Annotated in this window: 14 protein-coding genes; 4 read left to right on the plus strand and 10 right to left on the minus strand. The window is 65.2% G+C overall.

The window, feature by feature from the left end; all coding sequences use genetic code 11:
- Positions 1-390, plus strand: a complete 390-nt coding sequence (locus R9B85_RS15795; protein ID WP_112251888.1) for a type IV pilin protein — start codon at positions 1-3, stop codon at positions 388-390.
- Positions 391-444: 54 nt separating this feature from the next.
- The gene (gene thiO / locus R9B85_RS15800; RefSeq protein WP_112251889.1) at positions 445-1542 is read left to right on the plus strand and encodes a glycine oxidase ThiO; all 1098 of its coding nucleotides are present in this window, start codon (positions 445-447) and stop codon (positions 1540-1542) included.
- 114 nt (positions 1543-1656) lie between these two features.
- Here thiO and R9B85_RS15805 read toward each other — a convergent pair whose 3' ends face one another.
- The 10 genes from R9B85_RS15805 to R9B85_RS15850 all read right to left on the minus strand — a co-directional run bounded on the left by R9B85_RS15805 (position 1657) and on the right by R9B85_RS15850 (position 11521).
- Positions 1657-3066 (minus strand): amidase, encoded by a 1410-nt coding sequence (locus R9B85_RS15805; protein WP_207879905.1) that lies wholly within the window; start codon positions 3064-3066, stop codon positions 1657-1659.
- A 1-nt stretch (position 3067) separates the two neighbouring features.
- On the minus strand, positions 3068-4345 hold the full coding sequence (locus R9B85_RS15810; protein ID WP_423770350.1) for a Zn-dependent hydrolase: 1278 nt from the start codon (positions 4343-4345) through the stop codon (positions 3068-3070).
- A gap of 153 nt (positions 4346-4498) precedes the next feature.
- Positions 4499-5194 (minus strand): ABC transporter ATP-binding protein, encoded by a 696-nt coding sequence (locus tag R9B85_RS15815; protein ID WP_112251892.1) that lies wholly within the window; start codon positions 5192-5194, stop codon positions 4499-4501.
- The gene (locus R9B85_RS15820) at positions 5194-5946 is read right to left on the minus strand and encodes an ABC transporter ATP-binding protein (RefSeq protein ID WP_207879907.1); all 753 of its coding nucleotides are present in this window, start codon (positions 5944-5946) and stop codon (positions 5194-5196) included. The genes R9B85_RS15815 and R9B85_RS15820 overlap by 1 nt, the downstream gene beginning before the upstream one ends.
- A complete protein-coding gene (locus R9B85_RS15825; RefSeq protein WP_423770351.1) occupies positions 5946-6965 on the minus strand; it encodes a branched-chain amino acid ABC transporter permease in 1020 nt (339 codons plus the stop codon). The genes R9B85_RS15820 and R9B85_RS15825 overlap by 1 nt, the downstream gene beginning before the upstream one ends.
- Before the next feature lies 1 nt (position 6966).
- Entirely contained in the window at positions 6967-7827 is an 861-nt protein-coding gene (locus R9B85_RS15830; protein ID WP_039614952.1) for a branched-chain amino acid ABC transporter permease, read from the minus strand.
- 65 nt (positions 7828-7892) lie between these two features.
- The gene (locus R9B85_RS15835; RefSeq protein WP_112251894.1) at positions 7893-9095 is read right to left on the minus strand and encodes an ABC transporter substrate-binding protein; all 1203 of its coding nucleotides are present in this window, start codon (positions 9093-9095) and stop codon (positions 7893-7895) included.
- 90 nt (positions 9096-9185) lie between these two features.
- On the minus strand, positions 9186-9950 hold the full coding sequence (locus R9B85_RS15840; RefSeq protein ID WP_085626734.1) for a FadR/GntR family transcriptional regulator: 765 nt from the start codon (positions 9948-9950) through the stop codon (positions 9186-9188).
- A 226-nt stretch (positions 9951-10176) separates the two neighbouring features.
- A complete protein-coding gene (locus tag R9B85_RS15845) occupies positions 10177-10407 on the minus strand; it encodes a PP0621 family protein (RefSeq protein ID WP_112251895.1) in 231 nt (76 codons plus the stop codon).
- 94 nt (positions 10408-10501) lie between these two features.
- On the minus strand, positions 10502-11521 hold the full coding sequence (locus tag R9B85_RS15850; RefSeq protein WP_085626733.1) for an outer membrane protein assembly factor BamD: 1020 nt from the start codon (positions 11519-11521) through the stop codon (positions 10502-10504).
- A 147-nt stretch (positions 11522-11668) separates the two neighbouring features.
- Between R9B85_RS15850 and rluD the strand changes: the two genes are divergently transcribed.
- Together rluD and pgeF are read left to right on the plus strand one after the other, a co-directional pair.
- Entirely contained in the window at positions 11669-12631 is a 963-nt protein-coding gene (gene rluD, locus R9B85_RS15855; RefSeq protein ID WP_085626778.1) for a 23S rRNA pseudouridine(1911/1915/1917) synthase RluD, read from the plus strand.
- Positions 12628-13368 carry a peptidoglycan editing factor PgeF gene (pgeF, locus tag R9B85_RS15860; protein WP_313852623.1) on the plus strand — a complete coding sequence of 247 codons (741 nt, stop codon included), beginning with the start codon at positions 12628-12630 and terminating at the stop codon, positions 13366-13368. Before rluD ends, pgeF begins: the two co-directional genes overlap by 4 nt.
- Positions 13369-13516 lie beyond the last annotated feature (148 nt).

Here is a 13516-nt window from a genome sequence, read left to right on the forward strand (position 1 = left end):
ATGCAGCAAGGCTTGAGCCTGATCGAGTTGTTGATTGTGCTGGCCGTGACCGGCATTCTGGCAGCCATTGCCTACCCCAGTTACAGCGACCAGTTACGGCGAGCTGCGCGCAGCGAAGTGGTTGGCCTGCTGCATGATGCCGCCCTGCGCCTGGAACGCCACCGCGTACGCACTGGCCAATACGCCGAGGGCGACCCGGCCTTGCCCGATGGTACCCGCTATTACAGCCTGCAGGCCCAGCGTGACAGCGACACCTTCACGCTGCGCGCCCGGCGGCTGCCGAACGGGCTGATGGCACAGGACCGCTGCGGCGATTTCCAGCTCGACCAGGCTGGCGTGCAGCGCAATCCGGGGGCCGTCGAAGACAGCGTGCACTGCTGGGGAAGCTGAAGGTTGAATGATGCCCGGTGCATCGCGGATTTACTTCAGGTGTTGGATCGACAGATGAGCAAGCAAGTAGTGGTGGTCGGTGGCGGGGTGATCGGCCTGCTGACGGCATTCAACCTGGCGGCGAAGGTCGGGCAGGTGGTGGTGTGTGATCAGGGTGAAGTCGGCCGCGAGTCGTCCTGGGCCGGCGGTGGCATCGTCTCGCCACTGTACCCGTGGCGCTACAGCCCTGCGGTGACCGCCTTGGCACACTGGTCGCAAGACTTTTATCCACAGCTGGGCGAGCGCTTGTTCGCCAGCACCGGCGTCGACCCCGAAGTGCACACTACCGGCCTGTACTGGCTCGACCTGGACGACGAGGCCGAAGCGCTGGCCTGGGCCGAGCGTGAGCAGCGGCCGCTGAGTGCCGTGGATATCTCGGCGGCCTATGACGCAGTGCCAGTGCTGGGCCCAGGCTTCAAGCGTGCGATCTACATGGCCGGCGTGGCCAACGTGCGCAACCCGCGCCTGGTGAAGTCGCTCAAGGCGGCGTTGCTGGCGTTGCCCAACGTGACCTTGCGTGAGCACTGCCAGATTACCGGCTTCGTCGAGCAAGGCGGCCGCGTGACCGGTGTGCAGACGGCAGACGGTGTGCTGGCAGCGGATGAGGTGGTGCTGAGTGCCGGCGCCTGGAGTGGCGACCTGCTGCGTACGCTAGGCCTGGAGCTGCCGGTGGAGCCGGTGAAGGGCCAGATGATTTTGTTCAAGTGTGCCGACGACTTCCTGCCGAGCATGGTGCTGGCCAAGGGGCGCTATGCGATCCCCCGGCGTGACGGGCATATTCTGGTCGGTAGCACGCTGGAGCATGCCGGGTACGACAAGACCCCGACCGGGGAGGCGTTGGAGAGCCTGAAGGCGTCGGCGGTGGAGTTGCTGCCTGAGCTCGAGGGGGCCCCGGTGGTGGCGCATTGGGCCGGGCTGCGGCCGGGGTCACCGGAAGGTATTCCGTATATCGGGCCGGTACCGGGGCATCAGGGGTTGTGGTTGAACTGTGGGCATTACCGCAACGGGCTGGTGCTGGCGCCGGCTTCATGCCAACTGTTTACCGACCTGTTGACCGGGGCAGAGCCGATCATTGACCCGGCGCCGTATGCGCCAGTCGGGCGTTTGAACTGAGGGCCTCTTCGCGGGTAAACCCGCTCCCACAGGGATCGCACGGTTTTCGAAACCTGCGATGTACCTGTGGGAGCGGGTTTACCCGCGAAAGGGCCGGAGAGGGCAGTAGGGGTTTCAGCCGGTAATCGGTGCCTGCAAGTGCCGGCTCGGGTAATGCTGCTCATACACCTTGCACACTCGCAGCACCTGCTCATCGGCAAAGCGCCCGGCGACCACCTGCAGCCCCACCGGCAACCCCTCGCGGGTGAACCCGCACGGCACCGAAGCCGCTGGCTGCTGGGTCAGGTTGAAGGGATAGCTGAACGGCGTCCACTCCATCCACTGCGCCATCCCCGACCCAGGCGGCACATTGTGCCCGGCCTCGAATGCCACCAGCGGTAGCATTGGCGATACCAGCACATCATAGCGCCGGTGGAAGGCATTCATCCTGGCGATCAACTCTGCCCGTGCCTCCAGGGCCTGGGTGTATTCGCCAAGGCTGATTCGCGCTCCCTGTTCGGCAATCCAGCGCAGCCCTGGGTCAAGCAGCGCCCGCTGTTCATCGCTGAACGCACTGGCCAACCGCGCCGCACCGGCAAACCACAGGGTGTTGAACGTCTCCAGCGGGTCGCCGAACCCCGGGTCGACTTCTTCAACCTTTGCGCCCAGCCGTGCCAGGCGCTGCACGGCCTGGGCCACCAGTGCCTGGACCTGCCGGTCGACCTGCACGTAGCCGAAGTTGGCACTGTAGGCGATGCGCAGGCCGCTCAGGTCCTGCTCCTGGCCCAGCCACGGCGCTTGCCTGGGTGCGCCAGCCAGCCCGTCACGGGCATCGGGGCGGGCGACGCAGTCGAGCATCAGTACCGAATCGTCGACGGTGCGCGTCATCGGCCCCAGGTGCGACAGCACGGTCATGGCACTGGCGGGCCATTGCGGTACGTAGCCGAAGGTCGGTTTTATGCCGAACGTGCCGGTAAAGGCGCAGGGGATGCGAATCGAGCCGCCGGCATCGCTGCCCTGGTGCAGAACGCCCAGGTTCAGCGCGGCCGCCGCCGCGGCACCACCGGACGAGCCGCCGGCGGTCAGCCGGGTATCCCAGGGGTTGCGGGTGATGCCGTACAGCGGGTTGTCGGTCACCCCCTTCCAGCCGAACTCCGGCGTGGTGGTCTTGCCCACCAATACAGCGCCGGCTTCGCGCATGAAGGCCGTGAAGGGCGCATCGACTTCCCACGGGCCGGCGCCCGAGGTGGTGCGCGAGCCCTTGCGTGTGGGCATGCCGCGGGTCAGGGTCAGGTCCTTGATCGAGGCGGGTACGCCATCCAGCCGGCCGCAGGGCTCGCCACGCTGCCAGCGCTGTTCGCTGGCGCGGGCGGCGACGCGGGCACCTTCGCCGTCGACATGGCAATAGGCGTTGACCGCCGGGTTGTGCAGGTCGATGCGCGCCAGCACATCGTCGATCACCTCGACCGGTGACAGTTGGCGGCGCTGGTACAACTCGAGCAGTTCGACGGCGGTGAACTCGCCAATCGCGGTTTTCTGGGTCATTTCAACGGGCTCCCGGGTTGGCGGCCTGGAACATGGCGCGCAGCAGAACATCGCAGCCATCGGCCAGGTCCTGTGGCGCGGCATTTTCGATTTCGTTGTGGCTGATGCCGCCCTCGCAGGGCACGAAGATCATCCCGGCCGGGCCCAGTTCGGCGAGGAAGATTGCGTCGTGGCCGGCGCCGCTGACGATATCCATGTGGCTCAGGCCCAGCTCCCGCGCGCCTTGGCGCACGGCGTCAACGCACTGCTCGGCGAAGTACAGCGGCGGGAAGTCGGCGGTTGGCGTCAGTTCAAAACTCAATCCGTGCCTTGCCGTGCTGGTTTCAATGGCTGCGCGTACTTCGCTGACCATGGTGGCGAGGTGCTCGGGGTCGAGGTGGCGCAGGTCGATGGTCATCTGCACCTGGCCGGGGATGACATTGCGCGAGCCCGGGTGCAGGTTCAGGCAGCCGACGGTGCCGCAGGCATGCGGCTGGTGGGCGTGCGCCACGCGGTTGACCGCAGCCACCACCTCGGCGGCACCGACCAGGGCATCCTTGCGCAGGTGCATCGGAGTAGGGCCGGCATGGGCCTCTACGCCGGTCAGTACCAGGTCGAACCATTTCTGCCCAAGGCAGCCCTGGACCACGCCAATGGTGGTGCGCTGGTCTTCCAGCACCGGGCCCTGTTCTATATGCGCCTCGAAGTAGGCGCCGACGGCATGCCCGGTGGGCACGCGCGGGCCGGCGTAACCAATGCGCTGGAGTTCCGCGCCTACCGACAGGCCCTGGTCGTCGACCTTGGCCAGGGTCTCCTGCAGGCCGAACTTACCGGCGAACACCCCCGAGCCCATCATGCATGGCGGGAAGCGCGAGCCTTCCTCGTTGGTCCATACCACCACTTCCAGCGGGGCTTCGGTGGTCAGGTTCAGGTCGTTCAGGGTGCGCAGCACCTCGAGGCCGGCCATGACGCCGTAGCAGCCATCGAACTTGCCGCCGGTGGGTTGGGTGTCGATGTGGCTGCCGGTCATCACCGGTTGCAGTGCCGGGTTGCGGCCGGGGCGGCGGGCGAAGATGTTGCCGATGGCGTCGATGCTGACCGTACAACCGGCTTCTTCGCACCAGCGCACGAACAGGTCGCGGGCCTGGCGGTCGAGGTCGGTCAGGGCCAGGCGGCATACGCCGCCTTTGGCGGTGGCGCCGAGCCGGGCCAGGTCCATCAGCGATCGCCAGAGGCGTTCGCGGCTGACCAGCGGGCCCTGGCCGAGCAGGTGTTGCGAGGGATCGATGCGGGTGTTCATGGTTCATCTCTCCTGAAATGACTGGGTTGCGTGTACCGGCCTCTTCGCGGGTGAACCCGCTCCCACAGGGATATCACCGGCCTGAAGACAGTGAGGTCTCTGTGGGAGCGGGTTTACCCGCGAAGAGGCCGGCACAGGTAAACAAGGTCTGGGTCAGGCGCTCAGGGCCAGATACCGGTTCTTGACACTCGGGTCCTCGCGGAACTGCGCCGCACTGCCCTGGTAGGCAACCCGACCCTGCTCCAGCACGTAATGGCGGTCAGCCAGGGCGTCGCAGACCATCAGGTTCTGCTCCACCAGCAGGATCGACAGGCCTTCGTCCTTGATCCGCCGCAAAATCTTCACCAGCTCGTCGACAATCACCGGGGCCAGGCCTTCAGTCGGTTCGTCGAGGATCAGCAGCTTCGGCCCGTTGAGCAGGGCGCGGGCGATGGCCAGCATCTGCTGTTCGCCGCCGGAAAGGGCGAAACCGCCGTTGCGGCGCCGCTCCTTCAGCCGTGGGAACATGCTGTACACGTCTTCCAGCTGCCAGCGGCTGTCCTTGCGTGCGGCAATCCTCAGGTTTTCCTCAACGCTGAGCTGGCGAAAGATGCCGCGGTGCTCCGGTACCAGGGCAATGCCGAGCCGGGCGATATCGAAGATTTCGCGGCCGACCAGCTGCTGGCCGTTGAAGCTGATCTGCCCCTGCCGTGGGCGGACGATGCCGAGGATGCTGCGCAGGGTGGTGGTCTTGCCCGCGCCGTTGCGCCCCAGCAGGGTCACCAGTTCGCCAGCCTCGACCTTGAGCGAGACGCCTTCGAGCACATGGCTCTTGTCGTAGTAGGAATGGATCGAATCGACGTTGAGCATCAGGCGGTCTCTCCAAGGTAGGCGGTGCGGACACGCTCGTCGTTGCGCACCTGTTCAGGGGTACCCTCGACCAGGATCTGGCCGTGGCTCATCACCGTGATGCGCTGGCTGATTGACATGACGATGCTCATGTTGTGCTCGATCAGCAGCACGGTGTGGTCGCGGCCGAGGTCGCTGATCAGGTCGGTCATCACCGGGATATCGTCGATGCCCATGCCCGAAGTGGGCTCGTCGAGCATCAGCAGTGCAGGTTTGGCGCAGATCGACATGCCCACTTCCAGCACCCGTTGCTGGCCGTGCGACAACTCGCCGGCCAGGGTCTCGGCGCGGGCAGTCAGCTTCAGGCGCTCCAGCACCTGGTCGGCAGTGTTCCAGTGGCTGCGCTTGTGCTCGACGCTACGCCAGAAGTTCAGCGCACCCAGGCCGTCGCGGCCCTGGGCGGCCAGGCGCAGGTTTTCGCGCACCGACAGGTTCTGGAACAGGCTGGTGAGCTGGAACGAACGGGCCATGCCCAGCGCCACGCGCCCGTGGGACGGTTTGCGGATGATGTCCTGGCCGTTGAACAGGATCTTGCCCGCGGTGGCCTGGCGCTCGCCGGTCAGGCAGTGGAACAGGCTGGTCTTGCCGGCGCCGTTGGGGCCGATGATGGTGTGGATGGAGCCGGCGCGGACCTTGAGGTCGACGCCCGCAACCGCCTTGAACGGGCCGTAGGCCAGCTCCAGCTGGCGGGTTTCCAGGAGGTAGTCACTCATCACAGGGTCTCCTTGGTCTTGGCCTGGGGTTTGTCATCGGCATTGCGGTTAGCCAGCAGGCGCTTGCCCAGTTCTGCCAGGCCGCCCCACAGGCCGCCACGCATGAACACCACCACCAGGATCAGGATCACCCCAAGCAGCATCAGCCAGCGCGGCCACAGCTCCGACAGCACGTCACCCAGCAACACGATGGCGCCGGCCCCCAGCAGCGAGCCGAACAGCGAGCCGGTGCCACCGACGATGGTCATGATCAGGATGTTCTCGCTCATCATCAGGTCGATGTTCGACAGCGGCGCAAAGTGCAGCAGCATGGCGTACAGCGCCCCGGCAATACCGGTGATGGCACCCGACAGCATGAACACCAGGATCTTGAAGTGACGGGTGTCGTAGCCGATGGCTGCGGCGCGTGTCTCGTTTTCGCGGATGGCCAGCAGGGTGCTGCCGAATGGTGAGCGGATCACCCGCAGGGCGCCGGCAAAGATCAGCAGGAACAGCACCGCGACGAATACATAAAAGTGCCTTGGGTCGGCCAGGTCGACCAGCACATGGCCGGCGATTTCGATATTGGGCCGGGGCACATCGAGCAGGCCGTTGTCACCGCCGGTCCAGCCGCTGAGGGTGTAGGCCAGGAAGTAGGCCATCTGGCTGAAGGCCAGGGTCAGCATGACGAAGTAGATACCCGTGCGGCGGATCGCCAGGGCACCTACCAGCAGCGCCAGGAAGGCACCGAACACGGCGGCGCCAAGCAGCGCGGCGAACATGCCCCACTGCAGGTGGATCATCAGCAGCGCCGCGCCATAGGCGCCCACGCCAAAGAAGATGCCCTGGCCGAACGACAGCAGGCCGGTGTAGCCGAGCAGCAGGTTGCAGGCCAGCGCCGCCAGGGCAAAGATCAGGATCTCGGTGGCCAGGGTGGCCGATGGCAGCAGCAGCGGCAGCGCCACCAGGCTGGCGACCACCAGCAACAGCAGGGCCGGGGCGCGGCCCTTGGCGACCGGCAATGGGTTTTTCTTGCTCATCTCAGGCTCTCCCGAACAGGCCATAGGGACGGACCAGGATCACTGCGGCCATGGCGCCGTAGATCATCAGGCTGGCGCCTTGCGGCCAGAGGCTGGTCATCATGCTTTGCACCACACCCACCAGCAGGCCGCCGACCAGGGCACCGCCGAACGAGCCCATGCCGCCGATCACCACCACCACGAAGGCGATGCCGAGGATTTCCGGGCCGACGAAGGGCTGGGCGCCACGCAGCGGTGCGAACAGCACGCCCGCCACGCCGGCCAGGCCCACGCCCAGGGCGAAGGTCAGGGAGAACAGGCGGAAGATGTTGGTGCCCAGCAGCGACACGGTTTCGGTGCTTTCGCTGCCGGCCCGCACCAGGGCGCCGAAGCGGGTGCGCTCCAGCAGCAGCCACAGGCCAAGGCCGATCAGCGCGGCGAAACCGATCAGGAACAGCCGGTAGTAGGGGTAGATGAAGTCGCCGACGATCAGCACCCCGCGCAGCTCCGGTGGCACCGCGATGTTCTTGCCCACCGGGCCCCAGATCAGTACCGAGGCTTCCTGGATGATCAGCGCGATACCAAGGGTGACGAGGATCTGGAAAGTGTGCGGCAGGTGGTAGATGCGCTTGATCAGCAGGCGCTCGACCGCCCAGGCCAGCGCCGCCACCACCAGTGGTGCGATCAGCAGGGCAAGCCAGAAATTACCGGTAATGGCCACGGCGGTGTAGCACAGGTAGGCGCCCAGCAAGAAAAACGCGCCGTGGGCGAAGTTGACGAAGTTGAGCAGGCCGAAAATGATCGTCAGGCCCACGGCGATGAGGAAGTAGATCATCCCCAGGCCCAGGCCGTTGAGCAGTTGGAACAGGTACAAATCGAGCATGAGCGTGCCCTCGACAGCGCGCGGTGCGGCTGCCTGTACGAGTGTGTGTGACTGACGCCGTGGCTTCAGGCCAGGGCGCAACCGGTGTGGTCGACTTCGACGAACGAGCGGCCCGAGCTGATGACTTCGGCCAGGTCGTCCTCGTCGCGCATCTGCCCCTGGGGCTTGCCGCGCAGCAGGTAGTAGTCCTTGAGCACCTGGTGGTCGCCCGGGCGGATCAGTTCTTCGCCGGTGGGGCCCTGGAAGCGCATGCCCTGCAACGCCGCGGACACCGCGGCGCCATCCAGGCTGCCGGCCTTGATGATGGCTTCGAGCATGACCTTGGTGCCGATGTAGTCGGCCGCCAGCGGGTAGTTGGGGTTGATGCCATAGGCCTTGCGGGTGGCGGCGACCAGCTGTTTGTTCAATGGGGTATCGACCTGGTGCCAGTACTGCGCGCCCAGGTACACGCCTTCGAGCACGTCGCTGCCCAGCTCCTGGAACTGGTCGAGGCCGGCGGACCACACCATCAGCACTTTCATGCGCTCCTTGATGCCGAAGTTCACTGCCTGGCGCAGGGCGTTGGACGCCTGGCTGCCGAAGTTGAGCAGCACCAGCACATCGGGCTTGGCGGCGATGGCGTTGGTCAGGTAGCCGGAAAACTCCTGCTCCTGCAGCGAGTGGTAGCTGTTGCCGATGTGTTCCACGCCGAGCTCGGCGAACACCTTGCGGGCATTGTCCAGCAGGGCATCGCCGAACACGTACTGCGGGGTGATGGTGTACCAGCGCTTGGCCTGGGGCAGTTGGCGGCTCATCGGCACCAGCGTTTCGCGGATGGCGCCGTAGGTGGGCACCGACCAGCGGAAGGTCGAGGCATTGCAGTCCTTGCCGGTAATTTCATCGGCGCCGACAGGGGTCATGAACACGCCGCCGGCCTTGTGGATTTCCTTCGACACCGCCAGTGCCGAGGACGACAGCGTGCAGCCCTGGAAGAAGCGTGCGCCATCCTGGCCGATGGCTTCCTGCACCTTGCGCACCGCCTTGCCGGCGTTGCCTTCGGTGTCGATGACCTTGTACTTGAGCGGGTGGCCGAGCAGTTGCGGGTGTTCGGCGATAGCCAGGCGCGAGCCCATGTCGGCGTACTTGCCGTAGCTGGCGAAGGCGCCAGACATCGACTTGAGCCCATAGAAGGTCAACGGTTGGTCGGCGAATGCCCGGTGCGCCCCCAGGGGGAGGCTACCTAAGGCACCCAGGGCAAGGCCTGCCTTGAGCAGGGTACGTCTTTGCATGAGTAACTCCTTGGTTGTGGTTATTAGGCAGGAGTGGCAATGACAAAGCGGGTACGGTCGGGCCTGTGTGCAGGCCTCTTTCCAGGCGGATCAGTGGTGGTGTTCGAACTCCAGCAGGAAGTTACGGGCAACCTCGCCTTCCAGCGCGGTCATGTGGTGTTCGGCGTCGCACATGTGTTCGTGCATCAGCCGGCGCACGGCGGGCTCGTCGCTGGCGCGCAGGGCGGTGAGCAGTTGCTTGTGGTAGGCGATGTTGGCAGCGGCGAATTGCTGGCGCTTGGGCAGGTAGGCTTTTTTCAGCACCACCAGGTCACGCAGCAGGTCGTTGAGGAACACCGCCATGAAACGCAGTAGCGGGTTGGAGCAGCGGTCGGCCAGCAGGGTGTGGAACTCCAGCTCGGCCAGGCGCTGTTCGCGCTGGCCTTCCTCGCTGTCCTCCGGTGCGCTGCAGAAGTCGATGTTGGCCTGCAGCGCGGCGTAGTCGGCTTCGCTCAGCTTGCCCATCACCGACACCGCCAGTTCCACCTCGATGACCTTACGCAACTGGTACACCTGTTCGCCGTCCAGGTGCTGGAAGTGCAGGTAGTTGCGCAGTGCGCGGCTGGCAGGTTCGGTGCCGACTTCGTTGAGGTAGGCGCCACCGCTCGGGCCGGTGCGGGTGCTGACCAGGCCCTCGACCTCCAGGGCCTTGAGCGCTTCGCGGGCGGTACCCTTGGAGCACTCGAAATGCTCCATCAGCTCACGCTCGGTGGGCAGGCGGTCGCCGGGGTGCAGCGCTTCGGTGACGATCGAGCGCTTTACCGATTCGACGATCACATCGGACAGCTTCTGGCGCTTGCGTTTGGGTTTGAGCATTTCGCTATTTTTCATATTTATGCGGATAAATAGGATTTAGCGAGTTTTGCCGGGGTGGGTCAATGCTGGCGGCGGGGGAGGGGTCGCAAATGGTGCGAAAGGGTCGGGGAGGGATAAGTGATGTTGGGATTCACCGCACCACCTGTGGGAGCGGGTTTACCCGCGAATGCTGCAGTAAAGCTACCGACGCATTCGCGGGTGAACCCGCTCCCACAGGCTACTGTGTTCAGTTCTGGCGGCCGGGGCCCTGTTGCAGGTGTGCCTGGCTGCAATACCACTCGTCGCCCTGTTGCAGCGCCCGGTCATTGGGCAGGTGCACGCCGCAATGGGCGCAACGCACCATCTTCAGCGGCGCATCCAGCTTCGCCTCGGGGTGCGACTGTTGGCTGGCTTTGAACTTGCGCCACAGCCAGAACGCGGCGGCGATCAGGGCGATCCAGAAAAGTAGGCGAACCATGGTGTCCAGCTTGTCGGTTGAAGAAGCCGACAGTCTAGGACGCGGCCAATAAAAAAGGGAGGCCCAAGGCCTCCCTTTCATGTACCGCTGCGTATCAGTCGAACAGACCAAAGGTCATGTAGCTGAACCAGGAGCGGTCCTTCTCGGCTTCCTTCGGCCCTTCCGGCACGATCGGGTCACCGTTCTCGTCAGTCGGCAGCAGCTCGCGCGGCATTTCGTCACGGGCATCCTGGAACTGCTTGACCACATCCTGGTTGGCGCGGGTTTCGCCCGGCGGCAGCGGGGTGTCGGTTTCGATCAGGCCCAGGGTTGCCTTGGACAGCCAGCCGCGGCCGTCAGACTCGGTCTGCTTTGGCTGGAACTCGCCATCTGCCAGGCTCGGGTGGTCAGGGTAGTTGAGCTTGAGGGTTTCCAGGCTGGTGGCGGCCAGTTCGTCCAGGTGCATCTTCTGGTACGCCTCGACCATCACCGCCAGGCCGTCGCCGACCGATGGGGTTTCCTGGAAGTTCTCCACCACGTAGCGGCCACGGTTGGCGGCAGCTACATAGGCCTGGCGGCTCAGGTAGTAGTCGGCAACATGGATTTCGTACGAGGCCAGCAGGTTGCGCAGGTAGATCATGCGCTGCTTGGCGTCGGGCGCGTAGCGGCTGTTGGGGAAGCGGCTGGTCAGCTGGGCGAACTCGTTGTACGAGTCGCGGGCGGCACCTGGGTCACGCTTGGTCATGTCCAGCGGCAGGAAGCGCGCCACCAGGCCACGGTCCTGGTCGAACGAGGTCAGGCCCTTGAGGTAGTAGGCGTAGTCGACGTTCGGGTGCTGCGGGTGCAGGCGGATGAAGCGCTCGGCCGCCGACTTGGCAGCCTCTGGCTCGGAGTTCTTGTAGTTGGCGTAGATCAGCTCGAGCTGCGCCTGGTCGGCATAGCGGCCGAACGGGTAGCGCGACTCCAGGGCCTTGAGCTTGTTCACGGCGCTGGTGTAGCTGGAGTTGTCCAGGTCAGCTTGCGCCTGCTGATACAGCTCGGCCTCGCTGAGGTTCTCGTCAATCACTTCTTTATTGGAGGAACAGGCCGCGGTGAGCCCGAGGATGGCGATCAGCAGCAGGTGTTTCACTTGCATGGCGGCTTGCGTCCCTTTGACGGCCGCTGTCTTGGGCGGTGCCGTCCTGTTATGATGAGCGCCCCGGCCAACCCCGGGACAAAAGAAGTCGTATTTAACCACAAGCTCGCAGCCGAAACCAAAGGCTGTGCGCCCGCCGAATCGAGCATGTCCGAGATCATTCAACTTAGCGCAGAGGTCCCGTCCGAACTGGGCGGTCAACGCCTCGACCAGGTCGCCGCCCAATTGTTCGCCGAGTACTCGCGTTCCCGGCTGACTTCGTGGATCAAAGAAGGCCGCCTGACGGTCGATGGTGCCGTGGTGCGCCCTCGAGACCTCGTCCATGGTGGCTCGCAACTTGTCCTTGAGGCCGAGCAAGAGGCCCAGGGCGAGTGGGTCGCCGAAGATATCGAGCTGGATATCGTCTACGAAGACGACCATATCATGGTGATCAACAAGCCTGCCGGGCTGGTTGTGCATCCGGCCGCCGGGCATGCCAGCGGGACTTTGCTCAATGCACTGCTGCACCACGTGCCTGACATCGTCAACGTACCGCGCGCCGGTATCGTCCACCGCCTGGACAAGGACACCACCGGCCTGATGGTAGTGGCCAAGACCTTGCAGGCGCAGACCCGGCTGGTCGAGCAGATGCAGGCGCGCAAGGTCAGCCGCATCTACGAGTGCATCGTGATTGGCGTGGTCACTGCCGGCGGCAAGATCGATGCCCCGATCGGCCGCCATGGCGGCATGCGCCAGCGCATGGCGGTTACCGACGGCGGCAAGCCGGCGGTCAGCCACTACCGTGTACTCAAGCGCTTCCGCTCGCACACCCACGTGCGGGTCAAGCTGGAAACCGGCCGTACCCACCAGATTCGCGTGCACATGGCTCACGTTGGCTTCCCGTTGGTCGGCGACCAGACGTACGGCGGGCGCTTCCGCATTCCGCCGGCAGCCAGCCCGACCATGGTCGAGGCGGTGAAAACCTTCCCGCGCCAGGCACTGCATGCGCGCTTCCTGGCATTGGCCCACCCGATTACCGGTGAAGTCATGAAGTGGGAATCGCCGCTGCCGGACGACTTCGTCTGGTTGCTGTCGCTGCTGAACCAGGACCGCGAGAGCTTTATCGGATGAGTGGCCTGACGCAGTCGCTGCTGTTCCCCGACTGGCCGGCCCCGGCCTCGGTGCGCGCCTGTGTCACCACCCGCCAGGGCGGCGTAAGCCTGCCGCCCTATGAAGCCTTCAATCTTGGCGACCATGTAGGGGACGACCCTGCCGCGGTGGCCGAGAACCGTCGCCGCCTGAGCGACGAATTCGCCATCCAGCCGGCCTGGCTCAAGCAAGTGCATGGTTTGGTGGTGGCGGATGCCGACCCGGCCGTGGTGGCCGAGGCCGACGCCAGCTGGACCGACCAGCCCGGCATTGCCTGTACTGTGATGACTGCCGATTGCCTGCCTGCGCTGTTCTGCGACCGGGCCGGTACCCGCGTGGCGGCGGCGCATGCTGGCTGGCGCGGGTTGGCCGGTGGTGTGCTGGAGGCCACCTTGGATCGCCTGGCACTGCCGCCTGAAGAGGTGCTGGTGTGGTTGGGGCCGGCGATTGGCCCGCAGGCGTTCGAAGTGGGGCTGGAGGTGCGCGATGCCTTTACGGCGGTGCACCCGCAAGCGGCCAGGGCCTTTGTCGATGGTGCCCGGCCGGGCAAGTTGATGGCCGACATCTATGAGCTGGCGCGTATTCGTTTGGCGGCGCGTGGGGTGACTGCTGTCTATGGCGGTGGCTTGTGCACGGTCAGCGATGAGCGGTTCTTCTCCTATCGCCGTACCCCGCAGGGCGGGCGCTTTGCTTCACTGGTGTGGCTGGAGCCGCGCTAGCCTGTAGCGGCCTCTTCGCGGGTAAACCCGCTCCCACAGGCACTGCATCGCTCTCAAGGTCTGTGAGGATCCTGTGGGAGCGGGTTCACCCGCGAATGGCCCCCCACTAATCCAACAGGTTGACTCGGGTCAACCCCGCTACGCTTGA

Origin of the sequence: Pseudomonas sp. NLJ1 (assembly GCF_049486705.1) — a bacterium.
Lineage (GTDB): Bacteria > Pseudomonadota > Gammaproteobacteria > Pseudomonadales > Pseudomonadaceae > Aquipseudomonas > Aquipseudomonas inefficax.

Bases quoted from the DNA above. Each gene is read 5' to 3' on its own strand.
- R9B85_RS15805 (WP_207879905.1), bottom strand. From the start codon at position 3,066: ATGACCCAGAAAACCGCGATTGGCGAGTTCACCGCCGTCGAACTGCTC.
- R9B85_RS15825 (WP_423770351.1), bottom strand. From the start codon at position 6,965: ATGAGCAAGAAAAACCCATTGCCGGTCGCCAAGGGCCGCGCCCCGGCC.
- R9B85_RS15830 (WP_039614952.1), bottom strand. From the start codon at position 7,827: ATGCTCGATTTGTACCTGTTCCAACTGCTCAACGGCCTGGGCCTGGGG.
- rluD (WP_085626778.1), top strand. From the start codon at position 11,669: ATGTCCGAGATCATTCAACTTAGCGCAGAGGTCCCGTCCGAACTGGGC.
- pgeF (WP_313852623.1), top strand. From the start codon at position 12,628: ATGAGTGGCCTGACGCAGTCGCTGCTGTTCCCCGACTGGCCGGCCCCG.
- R9B85_RS15795 (WP_112251888.1), top strand. From the start codon at position 1: ATGCAGCAAGGCTTGAGCCTGATCGAGTTGTTGATTGTGCTGGCCGTG.
- thiO (WP_112251889.1), top strand. From the start codon at position 445: ATGAGCAAGCAAGTAGTGGTGGTCGGTGGCGGGGTGATCGGCCTGCTG.
- R9B85_RS15815 (WP_112251892.1), bottom strand. From the start codon at position 5,194: ATGCTCAACGTCGATTCGATCCATTCCTACTACGACAAGAGCCATGTG.
- R9B85_RS15820 (WP_207879907.1), bottom strand. From the start codon at position 5,946: ATGAGTGACTACCTCCTGGAAACCCGCCAGCTGGAGCTGGCCTACGGC.
- R9B85_RS15850 (WP_085626733.1), bottom strand. From the start codon at position 11,521: ATGCAAGTGAAACACCTGCTGCTGATCGCCATCCTCGGGCTCACCGCG.
- R9B85_RS15840 (WP_085626734.1), bottom strand. From the start codon at position 9,950: ATGCTCAAACCCAAACGCAAGCGCCAGAAGCTGTCCGATGTGATCGTC.
- R9B85_RS15835 (WP_112251894.1), bottom strand. From the start codon at position 9,095: ATGCAAAGACGTACCCTGCTCAAGGCAGGCCTTGCCCTGGGTGCCTTA.
- R9B85_RS15845 (WP_112251895.1), bottom strand. From the start codon at position 10,407: ATGGTTCGCCTACTTTTCTGGATCGCCCTGATCGCCGCCGCGTTCTGG.
- R9B85_RS15810 (WP_423770350.1), bottom strand. From the start codon at position 4,345: ATGAACACCCGCATCGATCCCTCGCAACACCTGCTCGGCCAGGGCCCG.